The organism is Paenibacillus silvae (assembly GCF_014639235.1).
GTDB classification, from domain to species: Bacteria; Bacillota; Bacilli; order Paenibacillales; family Paenibacillaceae; genus Paenibacillus; species Paenibacillus silvae.
Genome location: NZ_BMFU01000004.1, coordinates 511,775 through 534,552, shown reverse-complemented (window position 1 = coordinate 534,552; position 22,778 = coordinate 511,775). Strand labels below are relative to the sequence as shown.

Annotated in this window: 23 protein-coding genes; all 23 read right to left on the bottom strand. The window is 47.1% G+C overall.

The features are described from left to right. Positions 1-28 precede the first annotated feature (28 nt). Entirely contained in the window at positions 29-586 is a 558-nt protein-coding gene (locus IEW26_RS16750; protein ID WP_188593149.1) for a cysteine hydrolase family protein, read from the bottom strand. A 49-nt stretch (positions 587-635) separates the two neighbouring features. Next, a complete protein-coding gene (locus tag IEW26_RS16745; RefSeq protein ID WP_110894007.1) occupies positions 636-1,397 on the bottom strand; it encodes an NUDIX hydrolase in 762 nt (253 codons plus the stop codon). Between the two features lie 132 nt (positions 1,398-1,529). Then, positions 1,530-1,934: a PaaI family thioesterase gene (locus IEW26_RS16740; RefSeq protein WP_188593148.1), complete on the bottom strand. Its 405-nt coding sequence runs from the start codon at positions 1,932-1,934 to the stop codon at positions 1,530-1,532. Between the two features lie 283 nt (positions 1,935-2,217). Next, complete coding sequence (locus IEW26_RS16735) at positions 2,218-2,631, bottom strand: YlbF/YmcA family competence regulator (RefSeq protein WP_253298943.1); 414 nt, start codon at positions 2,629-2,631, stop codon at positions 2,218-2,220. Between the two features lie 787 nt (positions 2,632-3,418). Continuing rightward, positions 3,419-4,975: a tRNA (N6-isopentenyl adenosine(37)-C2)-methylthiotransferase MiaB gene (gene miaB, locus IEW26_RS16730; RefSeq protein ID WP_111268733.1), complete on the bottom strand. Its 1,557-nt coding sequence runs from the start codon at positions 4,973-4,975 to the stop codon at positions 3,419-3,421. 379 nt (positions 4,976-5,354) lie between these two features. Beyond that, the gene (pduL, locus tag IEW26_RS16725) at positions 5,355-5,927 is read right to left on the bottom strand and encodes a phosphate propanoyltransferase (protein WP_111268734.1); all 573 of its coding nucleotides are present in this window, start codon (positions 5,925-5,927) and stop codon (positions 5,355-5,357) included. 153 nt (positions 5,928-6,080) lie between these two features. After that, complete coding sequence (locus tag IEW26_RS16720) at positions 6,081-7,058, bottom strand: dipeptidase (RefSeq protein ID WP_188593147.1); 978 nt, start codon at positions 7,056-7,058, stop codon at positions 6,081-6,083. Between the two features lie 119 nt (positions 7,059-7,177). Then, positions 7,178-7,438, bottom strand: a complete 261-nt coding sequence (locus tag IEW26_RS16715) for a stage V sporulation protein S (RefSeq protein ID WP_007430104.1) — start codon at positions 7,436-7,438, stop codon at positions 7,178-7,180. A gap of 117 nt (positions 7,439-7,555) precedes the next feature. Beyond that, complete coding sequence (locus IEW26_RS16710; RefSeq protein ID WP_184180348.1) at positions 7,556-8,350, bottom strand: TIGR00282 family metallophosphoesterase; 795 nt, start codon at positions 8,348-8,350, stop codon at positions 7,556-7,558. A gap of 80 nt (positions 8,351-8,430) precedes the next feature. Next, a complete protein-coding gene (gene rny, locus IEW26_RS16705) occupies positions 8,431-9,972 on the bottom strand; it encodes a ribonuclease Y (protein WP_090923808.1) in 1,542 nt (513 codons plus the stop codon). Positions 9,973-10,284: 312 nt separating this feature from the next. Further along, positions 10,285-11,049 (bottom strand): regulatory protein RecX, encoded by a 765-nt coding sequence (locus IEW26_RS16700; protein WP_188593315.1) that lies wholly within the window; start codon positions 11,047-11,049, stop codon positions 10,285-10,287. A gap of 219 nt (positions 11,050-11,268) precedes the next feature. Then, positions 11,269-12,333, bottom strand: coding sequence for a recombinase RecA (gene recA / locus IEW26_RS16695; protein ID WP_111268738.1), 1,065 nt, complete (start codon positions 12,331-12,333; stop codon positions 11,269-11,271). A gap of 241 nt (positions 12,334-12,574) precedes the next feature. After that, entirely contained in the window at positions 12,575-13,831 is a 1,257-nt protein-coding gene (locus tag IEW26_RS16690) for a competence/damage-inducible protein A (RefSeq protein WP_145402747.1), read from the bottom strand. Positions 13,832-13,966: 135 nt separating this feature from the next. Further along, a complete protein-coding gene (gene pgsA, locus IEW26_RS16685; protein WP_145402748.1) occupies positions 13,967-14,554 on the bottom strand; it encodes a CDP-diacylglycerol--glycerol-3-phosphate 3-phosphatidyltransferase in 588 nt (195 codons plus the stop codon). Positions 14,555-14,870: 316 nt separating this feature from the next. After that, entirely contained in the window at positions 14,871-15,362 is a 492-nt protein-coding gene (locus IEW26_RS16680; protein ID WP_110893041.1) for a YajQ family cyclic di-GMP-binding protein, read from the bottom strand. A 152-nt stretch (positions 15,363-15,514) separates the two neighbouring features. Next, on the bottom strand, positions 15,515-15,679 hold the full coding sequence (locus IEW26_RS16675; RefSeq protein WP_184180342.1) for a hypothetical protein: 165 nt from the start codon (positions 15,677-15,679) through the stop codon (positions 15,515-15,517). 73 nt (positions 15,680-15,752) lie between these two features. Further along, positions 15,753-16,832, bottom strand: a complete 1,080-nt coding sequence (locus IEW26_RS16670) for a helix-turn-helix domain-containing protein (protein WP_188593146.1) — start codon at positions 16,830-16,832, stop codon at positions 15,753-15,755. 66 nt (positions 16,833-16,898) lie between these two features. Beyond that, positions 16,899-17,666 carry a DUF3388 domain-containing protein gene (locus IEW26_RS16665; protein ID WP_145402750.1) on the bottom strand — a complete coding sequence of 256 codons (768 nt, stop codon included), beginning with the start codon at positions 17,664-17,666 and terminating at the stop codon, positions 16,899-16,901. Positions 17,667-17,863: 197 nt separating this feature from the next. Further along, complete coding sequence (locus tag IEW26_RS16660; protein ID WP_145402751.1) at positions 17,864-18,127, bottom strand: DUF3243 domain-containing protein; 264 nt, start codon at positions 18,125-18,127, stop codon at positions 17,864-17,866. A gap of 198 nt (positions 18,128-18,325) precedes the next feature. Next, positions 18,326-19,090: an elongation factor P 5-aminopentanone reductase gene (gene ymfI, locus IEW26_RS16655; protein WP_188593145.1), complete on the bottom strand. Its 765-nt coding sequence runs from the start codon at positions 19,088-19,090 to the stop codon at positions 18,326-18,328. Positions 19,091-19,242: 152 nt separating this feature from the next. Next, the gene (gene yfmH, locus IEW26_RS16650; protein ID WP_188593144.1) at positions 19,243-20,523 is read right to left on the bottom strand and encodes an EF-P 5-aminopentanol modification-associated protein YfmH; all 1,281 of its coding nucleotides are present in this window, start codon (positions 20,521-20,523) and stop codon (positions 19,243-19,245) included. A 2-nt stretch (positions 20,524-20,525) separates the two neighbouring features. Continuing rightward, positions 20,526-21,806: an EF-P 5-aminopentanol modification-associated protein YfmF gene (gene yfmF / locus IEW26_RS16645; protein WP_188593143.1), complete on the bottom strand. Its 1,281-nt coding sequence runs from the start codon at positions 21,804-21,806 to the stop codon at positions 20,526-20,528. Between the two features lie 137 nt (positions 21,807-21,943). Continuing rightward, positions 21,944-22,774, bottom strand: coding sequence for a spore cortex-lytic enzyme (sleB, locus tag IEW26_RS16640; protein WP_145402755.1), 831 nt, complete (start codon positions 22,772-22,774; stop codon positions 21,944-21,946). Positions 22,775-22,778 lie beyond the last annotated feature (4 nt).

Below are 22,778 nucleotides of genomic sequence, written 5' to 3'. Positions count from 1 at the left end.
TGATTACACCGCAATACTCGCTGACGAATCAGGCCAATATCGTTTCACTTGCCTTAACCACCTGTGCACCCATACTGGAACGGAAATGACCAAGCGCCCAGTCATGCCCTGCCGGGTTAAAGCTCGCTACGGCATCTTCATAAATCGTAATATGAAATCCTTTGTTATAGGCATCCACAGCAGTATGCAATACACATATGTCCGTACATACCCCGATCAGTGCGATATCCGTGATACCTCGTTCACGCAGCTTGAGTTCCAGGTCTGTGCCGCAGAACGCGCTGTATCTCGTTTTATCCATCCACCGAATCTCGCTTTTGCGTTTCTCCATCACCTCGGCCAAACGGCCATGCAGCGCTCTGCCTTCCGTACCGCGAATGTTATGAGGTGGAAAAAGCACTGTTTCCGGATGGTACGGATCATTGGCTTCATGCAGGTCTACAGCCATCACGACTTCGTCTTTGTTATTACAGTATGCCTCCGTAATCGCCGCAACCGTCTCCTGAATATCCACCGCAGGCTGACCTACAGGCAGCGCACCTGTAACAAAATCCCGGGTAAAATCAATAACAATTAATGCTTTCATCGTCCACACTCCCTTGGTTTTGAATATGGTTGAATGCATTTTCCGTGTTTTACGTGTAAATTGATAAACGTGGTACAAGCTCTGTAAACCTGTACAGCTGTGCCGGGCGCTGAGAGTATTGATTGGAGCTGACCAGATTGCCCTCCTCATCACGCACTTCCTCGACAATGCCTTTACGACTGCGTGTTGAAGTAATTTTACGAATAAAATTAGGCTCTTCGAAATCCGGCACCACACTCTGGATAACCTGATATAATTCACTTAACGTAAAATCACGTGGAAGAAACTGTCTCGCAATCGTGGTCTCCAGCATCTGCTGCTGTATCCGTCTGTACGCATCTTCAATGATCGTTCTGTGATCAAAAGCCAGCTCAAGCTCTTCCAGCGCTTCTTGAATGGTAAACAATCCGACATCCTGGGCATCATCCGCTGCCTGCCGGTGTTCAAGCATCCATTCCTCTACAAGAGCGAAGAACGCGTGTGAGATGATCCAGCCCCTTGGGTCACGTCCCGGTTGACTATACACGTTCAGATACTCCAGGTGTCCACCGTCAACGCCGGTTTCTTCCATCAATTCTCGCTTTGCTGCGCCGTATATGGACTCATTCTCTTGGCAAAAACCACCAGGCAATGCCCATCGCCCTGCAAAAGGCCAGCCCTTACGTTTAATTAACATAACCTTCAACTCCCGAATCGGGAGGGTTTTCGTTACCGTCTTGCGTTCCCTCTTCGTCAGCGTGAACATAACGATGTCCGCTGGAACCCCATCCGGGGTGCGATATTTCTTGGAGCTGTAGTTTCGTGCTTCCATTTCATCCTGATCTGGTTCCGTGTTAACATGTTTGTTATTTTCGCTCATGGGCACCACCGACTATTTTCATTTTGATAATCTCATTATGACATAATAATATTTTTTGTCAACCGATGATTCAAATTTCTGTCTTCAACCTCTCGGTTTTGCTACACGGAATGTGGCTGTAGCCATACATCCCAGCGTACCAGATTCATCCCGCACCTCGGATTGAGTTGTGATGCTGCGTCCTGCCTGATGCAGCACACTCGACGTTACGATTAATTCACCCTGCCTCATCGGCGCAAGAAAATGCACATTCAGGTTAGTTGTTACGCAACCATCAACCTCCATCGCTGCTGTGGCGACCATTCCCATCGCCTGATCCATCAATGAGGTCAGCACGCCACCATGAATAATGCCCATCGAATTGGTATGTTGCTCGCCCGCTGTGAGCGCAATCTGAACCTCTTGGTTACTTCCTTTAATATAACGACATCCAAGAAATCCCCAAAAACGTCCGTCTCCGTCTTTCACCATTTTGTCCAAAATGCTCATGTTTCATTTCTCCTTTTGCCGCTTGTTGTCTGACCAGCTCTAGTTGTCATTATATTTATTCGTTAATACGTGTACTGTCTTCACATGTATTGTATGCCTCTGCATGCGCCACACGTACCCAAAACCAAATAACCCCACAGCGTGGAGCATGACCCTTCAATCTTTCTGATGTGTGCAGATGATCACCGCTCCGTACCTGAACTCGATTAGTTTACCTGATGCGTGCCTCTCAGCCCGCCGATGTCAAAAAAGGCGCGGACTGCGTCCGCACCCTTCCGTTCTTTTAACCGCAGCTGGTTGGAGGTGAATCCGTTCCGGCTTCGACATTGACTTTTTCGGATACTGTATCCCGAATGACAGAAATGACAAGCTGAAGCAGATAATTGATATCACTTTGACTTTGCTGGAATTCCGTCACTAAAGGAATACTGTCCAGTTCGTTTTGCAATTCATCAATTTCCTGCTCAATTTTGCTAACCATCGCACTATTGTTGAAGCTTTCAAAAGCAACAATTTCCTTCTGCTTTTTCTTGATCGTTGCAATCAATTGCTGAATGCGCTCATGATCTCGAATTTTGGCCTCCGCCTGCTGGAACTGCTTCACTTCCTCGCTCGTTCCGAGCATGTCCGCCAGTTCTTTGGCCTTTCCCATAATGTCGTCGCGTATAACCAGATTGCGCGTATCGTAGGTAGGCATTCCATAATGGTTGTACTGCACTTCTTCCTGCGCCACTGAGATCGCTCCATTCGTATGAGATGATATATGATGAGAATGCGGTTAAAACCCTATGTTTGGACTTCGGCTTGAGTAGACGCTCCGGGTTCGGATCGTTCTTCCGATCGCTGTTATCCCCGGATTTTTCTGATCCCCTTCTCAAAGGGGAAAATCCGCGGATAAAGGCGAACACTTCGTTTCTTCAGAATCGCTTCCTTCCCCTTCGCTACAGCAAGCCGAAGTCCAAACCTGATATTTAACCTGAAACTCTCATCCTGTTATGTGAGTTTTGTATAGTCCGACTTGAGTAGACGCTTCGGGTTCGGATCGTTCTTCCGATCGCTGTTATCCCCGGATTTTTTTCTGATCCCCTTCTCAAAGGGGAAAATCCATGGATAAAGGCGAGCGCTTCGCTTCTTCAGAATCGATTCCTTCCCCTCCGCTACAGCAAGCCAAAGTCCAAACCATGATATTGAACCTGAAACTCTCATCCTGTTCGGTGAGTTTTGTATAGTCCGACTTGAGTAGACGCTTCGGGTTCGGATCGTTCTTCCGATCGCTGTTATCCCCGGATTTTTTTCTGATCCCCTTCTCAAAGGGGAAAATCCGCGGATAAAGGCGAACACTTCGTTTCTTCAGAATCGCTTCCTTCCCCTCCGCTACAGCAAGCCAAAATCCAAACCATGATATTGAACCTGAAACTCTCATCCTGTTCGGTGAGTTTTGTATAGTACGGCTTGGGTACTCGCCCCTATAGTCAGCTCTTTTCCTACTGATTAGCGGCTACGGGTTCGGTAAGCAAATTGCCGCGAATATAAAACGTCATCGGGTCGGTAATTTCCACCTGCACAAACGTACCGATCAATTCTTTAGGCCCTTCAAAATGCACCAGCTTGTTGCTGCGCGTACGTCCAGCCAGAACTGTCGAGTTTCGTTTGCTCTCGCCTTCTACAAGCACTTCAACAATTTTGCCGCGCTGCTGTTCATTGCTGCGGTGGCTGTACTCGTTGATCGTTTCGTTCAGGCGTTTCAGACGTTCCTTCTTCACTTCCATCGGAACATTATCCTCCATCACTGCTGCAGGTGTGCCTTCGCGTGGAGAATAGATGTACGTATATGCAAAATCATAACCAACCTCACGGACTAGTGAAAGAGTATCCTCAAACTGCTCATCCGTTTCACCAGGGAAGCCCACGATGAAATCGGTCGTCAAAACAACGTCGGGAATAGCCGCTTTGATCTTTGCTGCCAGATTCAGATAGTGTTCCCGGGTATACTTCCGGCTCATACGTTTAAGCACTTCTGTGCTTCCTGATTGTACTGGCAGGTGGATATGCTCCACCAAATTGCCACCCTTGGCAAGCACTTCAATCAGATGATCATCGAAATCACGCGGGTGGCTTGTTGTAAAGCGTACACGCGGTATATCTATTTTGCGAATATCGTCCATCAGGTCACCGAAGCTGTACTTCAGATCTGTGAAGTCCTTACCATACGCATTCACATTCTGACCCAGCAGTGTGATCTCCTTGAATCCTTGTCTGGCAAGCTCTCTCACTTCCGCAATAACGTCCTCTGGACGGCGGCTGCGCTCCTTACCCCGGGTAAACGGCACAATGCAGTATGTACAGAACTTGTCGCAGCCGTACATAATGTTCACCCAGCCGCGCATGCCCTCACGTTTTTTCGGCAGGTTCTCGATAATGTCGCCTTCCTTGGACCATACCTCAACAACCATCTCTTTGCTGAAGATCGCTTCCTGGATCAGGTATGGCAGACGGTGTACATTGTGTGTACCAAAGATCATATCAACAAAACCATGCTTCTGCATGATCCGGTTAACGACGCCTTCTTCCTGAGACATACATCCGCATACTCCGAGCAGCAGGCCCGGGTTTTCAAGCTTTAGCGTTTTCATATGACCCAGCTCGCCAAACACCTTGTCCTCTGCATTCTCACGAATCGCGCAAGTGTTAAGCAGAATAATATCCGCCTCTTTGCGATCCTCTGTCGCTTCATACCCCATCGTTTCGAGCAAGCCCTTAATCGTCTCTGAGTCATGCTCATTCATCTGACATCCATAGGTATATACGATATAACGCTTGCCCTTTCCGATGGACCTGAGTTCATCAGGAACGGCAGTGTCATACAGAACCTGAATATCTTCCTTGCCCCTTTGTTTCTCCTGACGATGGTTCGGTTCCGCCTTGATATTAATCTCACGGCCACGAATTCTAATTTTTTTGCTGAATTCATCTTGCGAAATTACTTTGGCATCGGAGAAATCAAAATATTGGGAGTAATCCTTTTTTGAGTCTTTAGCCATTTCCTTCGGTCACTCCTTACAGCCTCTATTCATAAAAAGCGTTCAATTCTTCATTGTTTTGCAAGCATTTCAATTCTCATGCATCAAAAGAGCATTACAGCAAATTATAACATGAATTGGGCTGCAGTTCCACCTGCAAACAGCGCTGCTGCCTTATCAGTTTTGCCGGCAGAATACTCTGCTTATCCCATTTTCCGCAACAAAATGCCCCTTCGTTTACACAACAAAAAACCAGAGCCATTCAATACCAAAAAACCTGAGCAGCCTGGAGAGCAGTTCAACAAAAGAACTGTCTGCACCAGAACACTCAGGTTTCTTTCAAACACTTTGGGATTCCCCCTCATACAGCCTGCACTGATGAAAGGTAGTCTAAGGTCAATTAGTCGATGATTTCAGCTGTGTCACCATTACGTGCGCCCGCAGCATTGGCTTCATCTGTATCAATATGCATATCCAGTGCAAAGGAGTCGGATACACGAGCCAGTACATTTTCGAGTACCAGACCGCGTTCTCCACCCAAACGTACTTTCAGCATTTGTTTGTCTTCAATGCCCCATTTAGCAGCATCGGACGTGTGGAAGTGAATGTGACGAGCCGCAACAATAACTCCTTTGTCGATTGTTACTTCGCCTGCTGGTCCTTTGATTGTAATGCCTGGTGTACCTTCGATGCTTCCGGATTCACGCACAGGTGCTTTAACACCAATGGCAAAAGAATCTGTCATGGAGATTTCCAGCTGTGTTTCAGGACGAACAGGGCCGAGAATACGCACTTTATCAAACTGCCCCTTGGAACCAATGACCGCTACTGTTTCGTTAGCAGCATATTGGCCTGGCTGGGACAGTGGTTTAAATTCAGTCAGTTCATAACCTTTGCCAAATAAAATATCAACGTGCTCTTGGGATACATGAATGTGTCGGGCAGATACGCCCACAGGTACTGTTTTACTCATCCTAAATTCACTCCTTGTTTATCTATGGCCCGTAGACAGGCTCTTAACAATCCAAGTGGTATTATACTCCTTTTTATCGTGAAATGAAAACGAACTGCTTGAAAATTCATGAAATACACTTATTTTATCAATAGGTTTTCCATTTTAAGTCTCTTATGGTCTTCTCTCTGGCAAGTGTTCCCCCAGATACCGCATCGCATTCCCCCATAACCATCCGTGCACAAGAGCTTCGTCATAGTGCTTCAGTAAAACTTCAGTCAGCTTAGGATAACATCCCGCATTTTCCAGCCCTTGAATTTTCACAGATATTCCGTCAAAATCTGAACCCATCATCAAGTGATGAGCCCCGCCAAGTGAACAGATGTGCTCAATGTGCGGCAGTAAATCCTCTATACGGACTTTCTCCTCCTCCCGGACAAACCAGGGTACAAAGGTCAGACCAATGCGTCCTTCTCTCGCGATGATAGCCTGGATCTGATCATCCTTCAGATTACGTACATGCGGGCATACATTGTAGCTGTTCGAATGAGAGGCTATGAAGGGGCGTTCGCTCAAATCGGCCAGTTCCCAGAACCCTTTTTCCGATAAATGAGATACGTCCAGCAGCATCCCCGTCCGGTTGCAAAGATGCACCAGTTCCCTGCCTTTAGCAGTCAGACCCGCTCCGCGCTTCTCCATAATGCCATCCGCAGCCCAGTTCGCGTGATTCCAAGTGAGCCCAACGATGCGCACGCCCATCTGAAAACACAGTTCGAGATAAAAAAGGTTGCCCTCAAGCCCATCCACACCCTCAAGCGTAATAAGGCCCCATGGTTTGCTTTCCGCATCCCGTTGAATCTGTACAACCTGTTCTCGCCAAAGCAGCGTTTGAACCCCACTGGAGAGCTCTGCGCTGTACTCCACCTTTTTACGATACAGCTCCAGTTGTCCCATCACATGTTCAAACTTGCCTCGGCCCAGCACCTCGGGTAAATAAATCGCAAACGCCTGCAGATTTACTCCACCTTCGTGCATTTGCTGCAAATTCACATCCAGCTCAGAAGCAGTCTCGAATGAAAGCTCAGGCTTCATCAGCAGTTTACTCAGTGCATCACAATGAAAATCAGCTATACGCCAGTTCTTTCTCGACATCTCTCATCCCCCTGTTAACTGTAAATTACCCCATTCATCTGCCGAATGTCTGAAAATAACGCAAAAAAACCTGTCTACTTCATTCGTAAACAGGCTCATGCATACGCTTGATACATGTATTATCTGGGCTCCACAATCAGCTTGATGGCCGTTCGGTCCTCACCGTCAATCACAATGTCTGTAAAAGCTGGAATACAAATCAGGTCAACTCCGCTTGGTGCTACAAATCCCCGGGCAATCGCTACCGCTTTAATGGCTTGGTTCAGTGCTCCCGCTCCAATTGCCTGCAGTTCAGCATTTCCACGTTCACGAAGAACTCCTGCAAGAGCGCCGGCTACAGAGTTAGGGTTGGACTTTGCTGAAACTTTTAATACATCCATGGTAAGTACCTCCCTGGGAATGTTGAAAGTTTGTTTCCACTTACTAGATGTTATTCGCGGGAGGCAAAAAAATTCCTTCTTTTTAGCAGAGTTGCCTGGCAAAATGGGACAATACCCCTATTCCATGCGCCACTCATCTTCCATCAAACGAATCTTCTCAATGCGCGTTGCCGCCCCGGTCGCTTCGTCAATATCAACAACAGCACCATGGAAGTGCCACTTCCCGTCATCGACGACAAACCGCACGGGAAGCTGGGTATAGAACTTGCGCAGCACCGCCTCACGTTCCATTCCAAGGATGCCATCACGTGGTCCTACCATGCCTGCATCTGTCAAATACGCTGTGCCTCCAGGCAGAATCCGTTCGTCATTACTTTGCACATGGGTATGTGTACCTACAACAAAGGAGGCGCGCCCATCCAGATGCCATCCCATGGCAATCTTCTCCGAAGTTGCTTCTGCGTGCATATCTACCAGAATACACTTATAGTTTTTGCGCAGCTCGTCTACAATCTCGTCCGCTGCACGAAATGGGCAATCAATCGCTGGCAGGAACGTTCTGCCCTGCAGGTTCACAATGGCAAGTTCCTTGCCTTCGCCCTTGACCACCGTATATCCGCGGCCCGGTGTACCTGGTGGGAAGTTTGCAGGTCTGATCATGCGAGGTTCATCATCTATAAAATCAAAAATGTCCTTATTGTCCCAAGTATGGTTGCCCAGCGTGATGCCATGCACACCCCAATTAAAAAATTCGTTTGCAATGGCACCTGTAATGCCGCGCCCTGCTGCTGCATTCTCCCCATTGACAATGATGACATGAGGTTTATATTTCGATTTCAGGTAAGGCAAATTTTCCTTGAGCGCTTTACGACCTACATTTCCTACAATATCTCCAATAAATAAAACTTTCACGAATACTGCCTCCTCAAGTTCCTGCATCGCTTATGAACAGGAAAAGTGGCACGCAGATGCGGCCACTTTTCAGTAATCCTTTATTTTGCGTATTCAACCGCACGGGTTTCCCGGATGACGGTAACTTTGATATGACCTGGATAATCGAGTTCATTCTCGATCATCTTCGTAATATCACGTGCGAGACGGAAGGCTTCAGCATCATCAATCTTCTCAGGCTGCACCATGACACGAACTTCGCGTCCAGCCTGAATAGCGTACGATTTCTCGACACCTTCGAAGGATTCTGAAATTTCTTCCAGTTTCTCCAGTCGTTTGATATACGTTTCCAGTGTTTCACGGCGTGCACCTGGTCTTGCTGCCGACAGCGCATCTGCTGCGCCAACCAGCATTGCAATAACCGAAGTTGCTTCGCAATCCCCGTGGTGGGAAGCGATACTGTTAATAACCACTGGATGTTCCTTGTATTTCTTCGCCAGCTCCACGCCAATTTCGACGTGTGATCCTTCCACTTCGTGATCCAGCGCTTTACCGATGTCATGCAGTAAACCTGCACGTCTTGCCAAAGTTACGTCTTCTCCGAGTTCACCCGCCATCAATCCTGCCAGATAAGCGACCTCCATCGAATGTTTCAAGACGTTCTGACCGTAACTTGTACGGAACTTCAGGCGACCCAGAATCTTGATCAGATCCGGATGCAGACCATGCACACCCACTTCAAAGGTAGCTTGCTCACCGTATTCACGTATACGCTCATCCACTTCTTTACGGGATTTCTCTACCATCTCTTCAATGCGCGCAGGGTGAATTCGTCCATCTGCAACCAGCTTCTCCAGTGCAGTGCGGGCAATTTCACGGCGAATCGGGTCAAAGCCCGACAAAATAACAGCTTCTGGCGTATCATCGATAATGAGGTCAATCCCGGTAAGGGTTTCAAGAGCACGGATGTTACGTCCTTCACGACCGATAATCCGGCCCTTCATTTCTTCATTAGGCAACGTTACAACGGATACCGTTGTCTCCGCCACGTGGTCAGCTGCACAGCGCTGGATGGCGAGTGTAATAATCTCGCGAGACTTTTTGTCCGCCTCTTCCTTCGCCTGCTGTTCAATGTCCTTGATCATTTGAGCCGTCTCATGACGAACTTCCTGTTCAACGTTGGACAGTATGATACTGCGTGCATCCTCCATAGTGAGGTTTGAGATCCGTTCAAGCTCTGTTACCTGGTTTTTGTAGATCATTTCGATCTGCTGCTGTGTTTCATCGATACGTTTCTCTTTGTTTGCCACTTGCTCTTCTTTACGTTCGAGTGATTCCAATTTTTTATCCAGCGACTCTTCTTTTTGCAACAATCGTCTCTCTTGTCGTTGAATTTCGTTCCGACGTTCACGAGTGTCTTTTTCAGCTTCGGCGCGAATACGATGGATCTCGTCCTTCGCTTCCAGCACCGTTTCTTTCTTCAGTGCCTCTGCCTCTTTTTTCGCGTTCTCCACGATTTGTACGGCAGCTTGTTCCGCACTAGAGATTTTAGCCTCTGCAAGAGATTTGCGAATAAAATATCCGACTCCGAACCCAATAACGAGCGCGGCCACAACGAGAATGATCGTGATAGCAATGTCCATACTGTTCACCTCCTCGTTGGTTCCTCCAAGGCACGCCTTGGGTCAACTTTTTCTGTTTTCATACCTTACATATGTTTGGGAATAAATAATACTCACGGCGATCCCCCGCCGATTTTCATTTCACATGTACATGACTACATGTACTATCCACTGTTTCCAGTGAACCCATAATCAGGAATGGTATAAACCTGCAGAAGCAGAAACCGCTTTTTTGGAAGGAAAAAGGGTTGTCCTTTTCTTACAGACTCATGTCCATTTTAGTATTTGACGAAAGAAATTGTCAAGAGAATGCAGGATTGTTAGTCTTCTCGTCTAGTCCCATAACAATGCTTCGTCATCTTCGAGGTCTTCCGCCCCATCCTCTTCTATTAAACGGTTCACGACCCGGCGCACCATATCAATGCTAAAACCGCGCCGCATCAAGTAAGCAAACGTTTTACGTTTCTTCTCCTGCACGTCTCCCCGCACCTGTTTCCATTTTTTACGGCCAGCTGTCAATGCAGTGTCCAGCTCTGCCTCAGCACTCACATCATCCAGCACCTCTGCAATGAGTTCATTCGCGATGCCTTTTTGACGTAGTTCCTGCCGTATCCACAGTTTTCCCTTCCGCTGGCCCTCCATACGCTGTCTTGTCCATTCCTTGGCAAAAAGGTCATCATCAATTAGCTTTTCTTGCTCCAACCGATCCAAAACCTCTTCTATGCTAGATGTCGCGAACTCTTTTTGCTTTAGCTTCTGTCTCAATTCGTGGCGTGTCCGTTGCTTAAATTCCAGAAAACGCAATGATTGCACATACGTCCGCTGACGCTCATCCGCAATCAGGATCGCCTCCAGATCCTTCTTCATAAAGGTACTTCCGCGAGTAAGCCTGTACTTGATCATCACATCTTCCAGAACGGTAATGGAATAAATGCCAAATGAAATCCGATAACGGGCTTCTCTGCTCTTGGTTCGTTCTACCCTTGTAATCACAAGCTCTTCATCGTCTGGAAGCTGGGAGATGCCGTCTGCCTCGGCCTGTTCATGCAGTTCTTCTTCATGTTCATCATTTTCATGCTGATTTTGGCGATGCCTCACTACGATCTTCACACTCCCCGCTATTCTCTGTTTAGGTTAAAATACACTTTCTCTGCTCATTCTTTCATTCGGATGGCATAGATGCTAACAGCCTCTGTCCGGAATGGACAGAGGCTGTTAGCACGCGAGAAACCAATCCTATTTAGCTACATAAGCATAATTGCCCGCTACTACAGGTTTCAACAGGTCGGAGTGCACGAGTTAGCACCCGACATATGATTACTCATTAATTTCAAATAATTCCTGTTCCTCAGCCGCTTCTTTTTCTTGTTCTTCGCTCGTTGGTGCAGGAACAGCTGTTGTCAAATTGCTGGCTTCACGAATTTTTTGCTCGATTACATCAGCAATTTCTTTATGTTCTTTCATGAACTGCTTTGCATTTTCACGACCTTGGCCTAAACGTTCGCCTTCGTAAGAATACCAGGCACCACTTTTATTAACGATATCCAGTTCTGTACCAATGTCGATGATACTTCCCTCTTTGGAAATACCTTCACCGTACATAATATCAACTTCCGCTTGTTTAAATGGAGGTGCTACTTTATTTTTCACCACTTTAATACGAGTACGGTTACCCGTAATGTCATTACCTGATTTGATGCTCTCAATACGGCGCACATCGAGACGAATCGTAGAATAGAACTTCAGTGCACGGCCGCCAGGTGTCGTTTCCGGGTTACCAAACATTACGCCAACCTTCTCACGAAGCTGGTTGATGAAGATTGCAATCGTTTTGGATTTACTGATCGCTCCGGACAATTTACGCAGTGCTTGTGACATCAAACGCGCCTGCAAGCCTACGTGGGAATCCCCCATCTCTCCTTCAATCTCTGCTTTTGGTACAAGAGCTGCTACCGAGTCAATAACGATGATGTCTACTGCACCACTGCGTACAAGTGCCTCAGCAATTTCCAAGCCCTGCTCTCCCGTATCCGGCTGGGACAAAAGCAACTCATCAATGTTAACGCCCAGTTTGCTTGCATAATTCGGATCAAGCGCATGCTCGGCATCGATGAATGCTGCTTGTCCACCCACGCGTTGAACCTCGGCAATCGCGTGCAGTGCTACAGTTGTTTTACCTGAAGATTCAGGTCCATATATTTCAACAATACGGCCTTTAGGCAAGCCGCCTGTTCCTAGTGCAATATCCAAAGCCAATGATCCACTGGGAATAATTTCCACATTCATGTGAGTTGACTCACCCAGTTTCATAATGGAACCTTTACCAAATTGCTTCTCTATTTGACGGAGCGCCATATCAAGCGCGGCACGACGGTCTGACAATAAACTCACACCCTTTACTGTTTATAATGTAATGATACCTTGTTTTTACTCGTTTGCCAAGCTTTTTTTCGAACATACATTCGTTTTTTTTGTTCAGGCCGAGGCGCCTCTTCCTCATCGAAATGTATTCAAGAAACAGAAAAAGAACCGTAAACAAGGCTGTGCAGCCACATTTTACGGTTCTTCCGTCTCAACACATTATACTTCCTTCATTACACAAAAGCAAACCATTCCATGCTTATCAGTCAATGGCAACTAGCTTTTGCCACAAACGATACAGGATCGCTTTTGCCGAACGGATACGGACCGTCTCACGGTTACCGTTAATTCGCAATTCATGAATTTCAGTATCCTTTCCACGCTCCGCCAAAGCGATAAACACAAGCCCAGGTGGTTTACGTTCCGAATATCCTGGACCAGCTACTCCTGTAATTGCCAGACCGAAATCAGCATCCCCGATCATACGAACCTGCTCTGCAAGCACTTTAGCCACCTCAGGACTAACCGCACCCGGAGCGTCCTCACCTTCCAGATAGCTGTGCGGCACGTTAAGCAGCTTTTCTTTAATTTCATTGGAATAACAGACGATGCCGCCTTTCAGCATCGAGGCACTTCCTGGCACAGAAGTGAGGCTTTGCATTACAAGCCCTCCTGTACAGCTCTCAGCGGCGCTCAGGGTCAGTCCCATATCAGACATCATCGTGACAATTGTGTACTCTATAGGCACATCCTCGGTCGCGTAGAGATGTTCGGCCAGACGCTCGCGAATCTGCACCTCCATCGCATCCAGCTTCAGCTTGGCCTCTCCTTCGCTTGCTGCTTTGGTAGATACACGTACAGTAACCTCTCCCTCGCTTGCATACGGAGCAATCGTAGGATCAGTCTGCGTATCAATAAGATCAAGCAGGCGATCCTCCAATGCGGATTCACCAATGCCTGCAAACTTGAGCATACGTGAATAAATCGGCATTTCTTCAGTAAGAACATGCTGCAGCAGCCACGGCTTGACCTCCTGCTCAAACATCGGAATGAGCTCTTTAGGCGGTCCAGGCATCACGACATAATATTTGTCATTGTCCGCAATGGCATTGCCTGCGGCAAGACCCGTTTCATTCGCCAAGGGTGTTCCACCTTCAATAACGATGGCTTGACGCCGATTGTTCTCTGTCATCTCTACATTGCGTTCACGGAAGAAACCTTCAATCTTGTCCATCGCCATACGATCAATGTGCAGCTTTCGTTGGAGCACAGCCGCAAGCGCATCTTTGGTCAGATCATCCTGGGTAGGACCGATGCCGCCTGAAAATAAAATAACATCAGCGCGTCCCTGCGCAATACGGATCGCTTCACTAAGCCGATTCAGATTATCACCAACCACGGTCTGAAAGTATACGTCAATTCCCATGGCTGCAAGTTCCCGGGAAAGATATCTGGCATTCGTATTAACGATTTGTCCTAGCAGCAGTTCGGTTCCGACTGCAATAATCTCTGCCTTCATTTCAGTATCCTCCTGTACACATGTTGAGCGTAATCAAAGGGCAATAGGATAAGCTCCTATTGCCCTTTGACCCGATGAGTCTTTCATCATTACCCGTTTCAGCGCAAAACATTACGCTTGGGATAAAGTAAAATATTACACCTTGGATAGATGAAGCAGATTTTTGTTTTTGATAAAGTAGTCGACCCCAGACCAGATCGTGATCAGCGCTGCCGCCCACACTGCAATAACATCCACATGGATGCCTGTGTACGAAAACGGGAAATTGTTCAGCAGCAGCAAAACAATCGCTACAATCTGCACCACCGTCTTCAGTTTGCCCCAAGCACTCGCAGCGACAACCGAACCGTCAAGCAAAGCAATCTGACGCAACCCGGTTACAGCAAATTCACGGCTGATAATGACAACAGCAATCCAGGAATCCAGCTTGCCCATCTGCACCAGCGAGATCAAAACAGCGGTAACCAGCAGTTTATCTGCAAGAGGGTCAAGCAGTTTGCCCAGATTGGTGACCATATTGTTTTTCCTTGCAAGATAGCCGTCTATTCCATCCGTGCTTGCAGCTACGATAAAAATGAAAGCAGCAATTAATTGATTATACGGAAGCGCAAGACTTCCAAGTTGTAACGGCTCGGGATAAAACGGAAAATCCACAAGCAAAAACACCATTAAAAAAGGGATTAAGCAAATTCGTGCAAGCGTAATCCGGTTGGGTAAATTCACAAGACGCCCTCCCTTTGTATCCTCCATTACTTCAAACATTCATCTTAATCCCGTATTCATCATCTGAAGCAAGGAATAAACGTTTCAAGCGTTCGACTTGTATTCACATGAAACCCTATGTAGAAACGCAAAAAATAAAGTCTACCGCTCAAACGCAAAACCGCTTTGAAACGCTTCGGTGACTTCCAGAAGTATACTGCTTTTCACAAAGTCAGCAAACGATGAGGACTGGACTTGATGCATGACTGCCAGCAATGCACATTCAGTATAATATACGTATCAATATAGTGTCAAAAAAGCACTGACACCTCAGCTTTTATTTGAAGTTGGTGTACTGCAGATCCAGCGGCAGGTTAGCCCCGTTAAGCATCTGCATCACGGCTTGCAGATCATTTTTACTTTTGCCTGTGACCCGAAGCTGATCGCCTTGAATCTGACTTTTAACCTTCAGCTTGGAGTCACGAATCAGAATATTGATTTTTTTGGCAACATCCTGATCAATGCCTTGTTTGAAATTCAAACGCTGACGAACCGTTCCTGAGGAAGCAGGCTCTACCTTGGCGTAATCAATATTTTTCAGCGGAAGACCGCGCTTTGCCATTTTGGATTGCAGTACATCAATAACAGCCTTCAATTTTGTCTCATCATCTGACACAATTGTCAGAGCATCCTTGTCAAGCTTCAGACTGCTCTTGCTGCCCTTGAAATCATAACGAGTGCCAATTTCCTTTTCCGTTTGTGTAACGGCGTTTGTCAGTTCCTGCAAGTCCATTTTGGACACGATATCAAATGAATTTTCTGAACTCAAATCGAGTCACCCTTTCAGTTAATCATATGTTCTGTAACATTATAGAGTAAACTTCACACAAAAGTCTAATGTTGAGCAGGGTGAAACCATAGAAAAAAGCATTTTTGGCACACCTCTCGGTCACCAAAAATGCTTGCTGGTTAAGCTGCCCTCTAATATCGGCTGCGGTCAGGCTGTCTGAACATATCAAGCACACCAAGAAGGATATGTGCAAGACCAAAGCCCAATATTCCGTAGCCCCAGGCATTTGGAGTCAGGTAATAACCCAGGAGGCTGACAATAATGCCTAAACCCGTTACGATCCAGCTGACTGTCATGGCCGTCCACCTCACTTCACCATAAGTTAACTGCAATTTGAGACAACGTTATTGTCCCCTGCAGTTCACCTGGTTATTCGCCACTTGAACTTGAACTTCCGCCCTCTGTAGAATCTCCGGAACTGTTTGCATCTGTGCCCTCAGTTCCCGCAGATGAAGCGGTACTATCCGTATCAAGTTTGAGACGAATACGGTTTGTCGCTTTGCCGTCCGTTACCACTTGACCGCCAACATCAATGGTGGTTGCTGCCGCATAACCAGACTTAATGTACATACCTGCGCTATCCAGTGTAAAAGTAAATGAATCCCCGTCTGCAGTGTTGCCATACTGCAGCTTTTCCCCGCTCGAATTCTCTCCTTTATACACTTCCAGCCAGCTGTTTCCCGTCGCTTTGATCGTCACCGTTACAGGCTGACCCGCACTTCCAGCAACCTTGAAGTTTGTAATGTTACCTGACTTGCCATCTTCCGAAACGGTGACTGAGCCAGGTGTATTTGGAGGATTCTGTTCGCCTTGGTTATCACCTGTCTGTCCATCCGTTTGCCCTTCAGTCTGCCCGCTGCCTTGTTCATCGGTCTGACCGTTACTTTCCGTACCGCCACCGTTGCCACCTGCTTCGCCTTTACCCGTATCTTCCGAACCCGAGTCCGTTGCAGGCGGATTCGCTGCTTGACCGTTGTCCGTTGATGGATCAGGCTTGTCGTTAGCCGGCTTCTGGCTGTCTGTAATTTTCGTATCATCCAGTCCTTGGGGATTGGTATCGTCTGCTTTGTTGTTAGCCATGTAAACATACAAAAGAACGATAATCAGAATAGGGAACGTCCACATCAGCGCAACAGACATCCATCGATTGCTCCGCTCCACCGGTCTGTTCGCCCGCTTCTGGATTACGGGCTCCATCGTTGCTTCTGCTGCCTCTGCAGGCACGTCCTTTTTATGTCCTTCCAGCAGCTCATCCGGATTCAGTCCCACGGTTTCCGCATAGGTTTTAATAAATGCACGCACATAGAAGCTGCCAGGCAATACTTTATAGTCCCCTGCCTCTATCGCCTCCAGGTACCTCTTGCGAATTTTAGTCATTTCCTGTACATCGTCGAGACTCATCCCTTTTTGCAGCCGGGCCTCTCTTAACTGCTGACCCAGTTCAGACATGCCATCTCCTCCTTATGTTTATCTCTTCAGTAGTTGCTTATCTATTCCATGATTCCGTACGGAGCTTTACAGTTCGTCGGTGTAGCTTGCCGTAAAGGTATCATAAATAATTTCTTCGTTAGGGTTGTTACGCAGCTCAATAATAATATCAAAATCATTATAGTCATATTCGGATTCCTGCACAAAAATATCCGGATGCTCAATCACTTTCGTGCTTGGCATCGTCATAATATCCTGAAGCAGATTATAATGTCTTTCGCTCGATCGAATTGTACTCACAATGCCGTCAATAATAAACACGTTGTTCGGATTCAGCTCATCCTCGGACATCTGACTCCGAATCGTTTGACGAAGAAGGGTGGAGGAAACAAAGGTCCACCGTTTCATGGCGCATACACTGCCTGCAATAATGGACTCTGTTTTGCCCACACGCGGCATTCCGCGCAAGCCAATGACCTGATTGCCTTCTCTTTTAAATACTTCACCCAAAAAATCCACAAGTAACCCAAGTTCGTCACGAGTGAAACGAAATGTTTTGCGGTCATCCGAATCACGGTCAATATACCGGCCATGACGAACAGCAAGAATATCCACCAGCTTGGGCTGACGCAAGGCCGATACCGTAATACTGTTGACTTTGCTGAGCATCTCTCCAAGCAGACGAATTTTCTCATCATCATCAGATTCAAGCAGCATGCCCCTTGTTTTGCCTTCCACACCGTTGATGGTCAATATATTGACTTCCAGCATACCCAGCATAGAGGCAATATCCCCTAGAAGACCAGGTCTGTTCTTATGTATTTTATATTCCATATACCATTGTTTAGTTTCCATTTATACACCCCGTAATGCATTATTCCACATTATTCGACAACATCTGAACGCGTCCACTGAACGAAATTCGGAGTCATCTTCTAAAAATGGGTCACGTTAATGATATATAAAATGAAAATGAATTACAAGAACAGCTCTGTAATCCGTTTGTAATCATTAGAGAAAAGCCCCCTTGCGGGAGCTCTCCATCTTTTTGCTTATGCGTTTTGTTTGGCCAATTTGACCATCAGGCACGCAATCGTACGACGCTCATCTGCATCGCCGACATCCCATAGTTCCTTCAATGCCCGGTTGGAATGGTTCGCCGGATCAACCTTCTCATCCAGAAAGTCACCGATCTCGTAAGCAAGTTTGTTGATGGTCTCTTCACTCATGCCCATCTTCTCGGCTTGCCGCACGCGATCACCCAGAAACTTCTTCCACGTGTCAAAGTTGGAAACTACTGTATTGTCTGTTGACATGATAAATCCTCCTTAGCTGACGCATGAGATTTAAAATCAACAGTTGTAATATGTGCTTCCTGAACATTTTATATACGAGCTTTTGAAATAAAACTCCAATGCATCTTCCTTGCACGAGCGCCCGCGCATCATGGGGTTCAATCCAGCCAGCGAATCCAGCTGGGCGAATTCAACCAGCTCAGCCAGTAATGACTCCAGCTAAGTCAGCCAGCCCCCATTAGGACTGATGATCTGACCATTAATATACCCTGACTCGGGCAGCGCGAGAAAATATACAAGTGACGAAATCTCATCCGGCTGCGCAAGCCGCCCTGCCGGGATTTCGTCCTCCAGCATCTGCAGTTCACTTTGGTCCAGATGTTCTAACATCGTGGTCTGAACTGCACCCGGAGCAACAGCGTTAACAGTAACGCCTGATGGAGCCAGTTCTTTCGCAAGCGCCTTGGTAAAGGCATTCACGCCACCCTTGGTAGTGGAATAAAGCACCTCACAGGATGCACCGGATAACCCCCAGATTGACGATACGTTAATGATGCGTCCATATCGCTGGGAGATCATATGCGGCATCATTTCTTGAGTACACAGAAAAGTGCCTTTCAGATTAATCGCCATCACTTCATCCCAGATGTCCTCTGTTACGTCAGACAGCAGACCATAGTGAGATATACCTGCGTTATTAACCAGAATATCCGGCAGCAGCTCATGAGAAGCCAGCTTGTCCCGCATGCGCTGAATCTGCTCTCGGCTGCGCAGATCGGCTGACACGGTCATAATGCGCCCGCTGCCCTTTTCCATACAACGTCTTGCGGCTTCATTGGCCGCCTCATGCGATTTCATATAGTGCAGCACTACATTCATGCCCACACTGGCAAACCGCTCTGCAATGGCTGCTCCAATGCCGCCGCTTGCCCCGGTAACAAGTACCGTCATTTCCCCGATCGCCTTCACTGTCGTTTCCCCCATTACACATTCCTCTCACTTTCTTGATAACGCTTTACTTTTCATTCATTAAGCTTTTCTCTTACTTCATTCATCAACTTTCCCTCTTACTTCTCTATCATCTTTTCCTCTTATTTCTTTCATCATCTTAAAAGTATCCCAAATCCCTCTCCACATCAAGGACTCACAACAAGTGACACAGCCATTTGATCCCAGCGAATATGCTGCTTCAATCTCTGATTCACATCCTCCAGCGTTATCGTCTCGTACAAGGAGAGCATACTGAAAAAGTCAACACCGCGGAACTGCTGACGTGTGAATTCACTCGCAATGTTCTCCGGTGAATTCAGCATACGTAAATATCCACCCATTTTCTTTTTGCGTGCACGCTCAAAATCGGAAGACTCGAATCCTTTTTGCACAATGACATCTACCTCTTCACGTATCCGTTTCAACAGCTGATCCGGATCTGGAGTATCCCCGCCCACAGCCGAAAATGCATATTGAGGTGAACTGATGTACTCATGACCGAAGCTGTCCGAGATCAGGTTCTCATCATACAGCTTCTGAAACAGACGTGTGCTGGAGCCAAACAAAAGGTCCATCATTAGCTGTGTCGTGGTGTCCCTGTGCAAAAGTTCTTTCCCCGTTAATCCAACATCCGTTTCTTTGAAGCCAAACAGACACTTTGGAAGGGAAACAGACAACTGCACTTCACGTCTCGACTCTCCTACCTGTGCGGGCTCAGGCTCAAAAAAACGCTGAATCTGTCCTTGCGGCTCGTACTTTTTCTGCGCCTGATTCTCTCGAACCATGCTGATCACCTGCTCAGGGTCCACACCGCCCACAACAAACAGTAGCATGTTGCTCGGATGGTAAAAGGCATTGTAACAAGTGTACAGCATTTCCTTGGTAATGGTGTGAATGGATTGAACGGTTCCGGCAATATCAATATGCACCGGATGTTTTTGATACATCGCTTCAATCAAGCCAAAATAAACCCGCCAATCCGGACTATCGGCATACATGTTGATCTCCTGTTCAATGATGCCCTTTTCCTTGTTCACATTTTGATCAGTGAAGTACGGATTTTGCACAAAATCAACTAATGTTTGTATATTTTCGTTTATATGCTCTGTGGCAGAGAACAAATAAACCGTCTGATCAAAGCTTGTAAAAGCGTTTGCAGAGGCACCCTGAGAGGCAAATGTGGCAAAAATATCCCCCGTAGGCTCCTCAAACATTTTGTGCTCCAGAAAATGAGCAATCCCGTCCGGCACCTTCACTTCAGCCTGTCCTTGCACCTGAAAATGATTATCTACAGAACCGTATTTGGTTGCAAATGTAGCATACGTTTTCTGAAAACCCGGTTTGGGCAGCACATAGACGTGCAGTCCGTTGTCCATCACTTCGTAATATAACGTCTCCTGCAGCTGTTCATAACGAATGCTCTCCACGACTATTCCTCCTTCTCGTCCCGCAAGAAATAAATCGTATCCAGACGGAACTGCTCTGCGGCTTCACGAACATCCTGCTTGGTGACCTGCTCGATTTGTGCGAGCAATTCTTCTGGTGTTCTCTCCTTGCCCGATAACTGGCGGTTAAAATCATAGGCAATGATCTCAAACGCAGCATCCTGCATCTCTTTCAGCAAATTACGAATCATCGCCTTGGTCTGGGACATCTCCAGATCGGTAATATTGCCACTGCGCATTTCTTCAAGCTGCTGCTTGATAATAGCGACTGCTTTCTCATAATGAGGAATTTCAATGCCGGATTGTATCGTAGCAATGCCTTTGTGCCCGTCATATCTGGAAGACGCATAGTAGGCGAGGCTTTCTTTTTCACGAACATTTACAAACAGCTTTGAATGCGGATACCCGCCAAGGATGCCGTTGTACAGCAATGCTGCTGCATAGTTGTCATCTCCATACGTAATCGAAGTACGAAGACCCATATTCAGTTTGCCTTGGCCGATATTTAACTTTTCAATAACCGTGTTCACATCCTGATTCCCGCGCACCGCCTTCTGAGCCTGATAATCCGAGGAAACTGTACGCTCCAGACTAAAATGTCGCTCTACCAGTTCTTCAACTTCTTCAAGTGTCGTATCACCCACCACATACAGATCCATGCTTGCTGTACCCAGCCAGTTCCGATAAGCCGTAGTTAGCTCCGCAGGCTCTATGGCTGGCAGCACCTTTCGTTCACCAAGCGGATGCAGTCTGTAAGGCTCATTTTTGCACATTTCTTCAATGCAGCGCTCAGCGGCATAACGCATTTTGTCGTTTACGATGGATTCCAGCTTTTTGCGGACTGTCTCGCGCTCGGCGTGAACATACGCTGCCTTGAAATGTCCATTTTCCTGCGCGGGCTTGGTCAGCACCTCGCCAAGAAAAGCAAACGAGCGATCCAGCAGCTGCTCTTCCCCTCCGACAAAAGAGTCGTTAATCGTATCCATTCGGAACTGCACAATCTGATAATCGCCCCGTTTGTAGACGTCAAAACCAAAACCGGCTCCGTACAAATGCTCCAGCTGCTCGCGAAACTGCGTTGTTTCCGGATACGATTCAGTCCCTCGTCTTAACACAAACGGAATCAGCGCGGTCTGAGTCACCGTGTCCTCACGTAAAGGAACCCCGGCGTACAGGGAAATCGCGAACGTTTTGAAGCGAGTCGTGGGAAGCACGTGAATGCGAAGCTGTTTCCGGCTGCCCCGTTCAAATTCTGCGGTATTCAAATGTCAAAACTCCTTTACGGCGTCATTTAGATAACTGGCCTTTGTCGAGCTTAAACGTAACACCATCATTTTATACTATACGATCCAAAAGCCAAGAAGCAACCGAAGTCATGCCTTCTGGTTGCTCCCCTGCCCGATTACATACAGAATATATGTTGCCCGATCGTTTTCACCTGAGGACGTGTCCAGATCCATTTGGATGTAGCCGTCTTGGGGTTAAAATAATACAGGCAGCCGCCCGAAGGATCCCAGCCGTTTAATGCCTGCTCTACAGCTTTTTTGGCCTGAGCATTGGGTTCCAGATAGATCTGTCCGTCTGCCACGGCTGTAAATGCCCCTGGCTGAAAAATCACACCGGAAGGCGTAGAAGGGAAACTCGGTGATTTGACCCGATTCAAAATAACAGCAGCTACGGCTACCTGACCTTCAAATGGTTCTCCGCGGGCTTCACCGTATACGGCATTCGCCATAATTTTCAGCTCATTCTCGGAGAGCCCCATCGCGTTGGCGGAGCCCATATTGTCCTGCTCATTGTTGCCAGCATTTGAAGTTCCACCCGCCTCCCCGCCAGTGCCTCCTTTATGCAAAGGAGGTTCGGTAGGTGACCATTGGGCAGTTGCATTGTAAAGCTTCAGCTTTGTTTTCGCACCAACCACTCCGTCAGCCTTCATGCCAAACTCGGATTGAAACCACTTAACCGATTTCAGTGTGCTGCTGCCAAAATTACTGTCGATTTTACCGTTGTAGAATCCAAGGTATTTCAAACGTCCCTGAAGCTCATATACATCTTGACCGTAACTGCCGTATTTCACGGTATTGCTGCTGAATGTAGGCAGTGCTTGTTCCTCTGCTTGTACATTATTCTCAGCAGTGCTTGGAGTGGCAGTATGCTCAGGAAGCAAATAACGGATTCCCAGCGCGGATATCAGCAAAATAGCAGTGAAAAGCCATAGGTTCATTTTTCGCATCGAC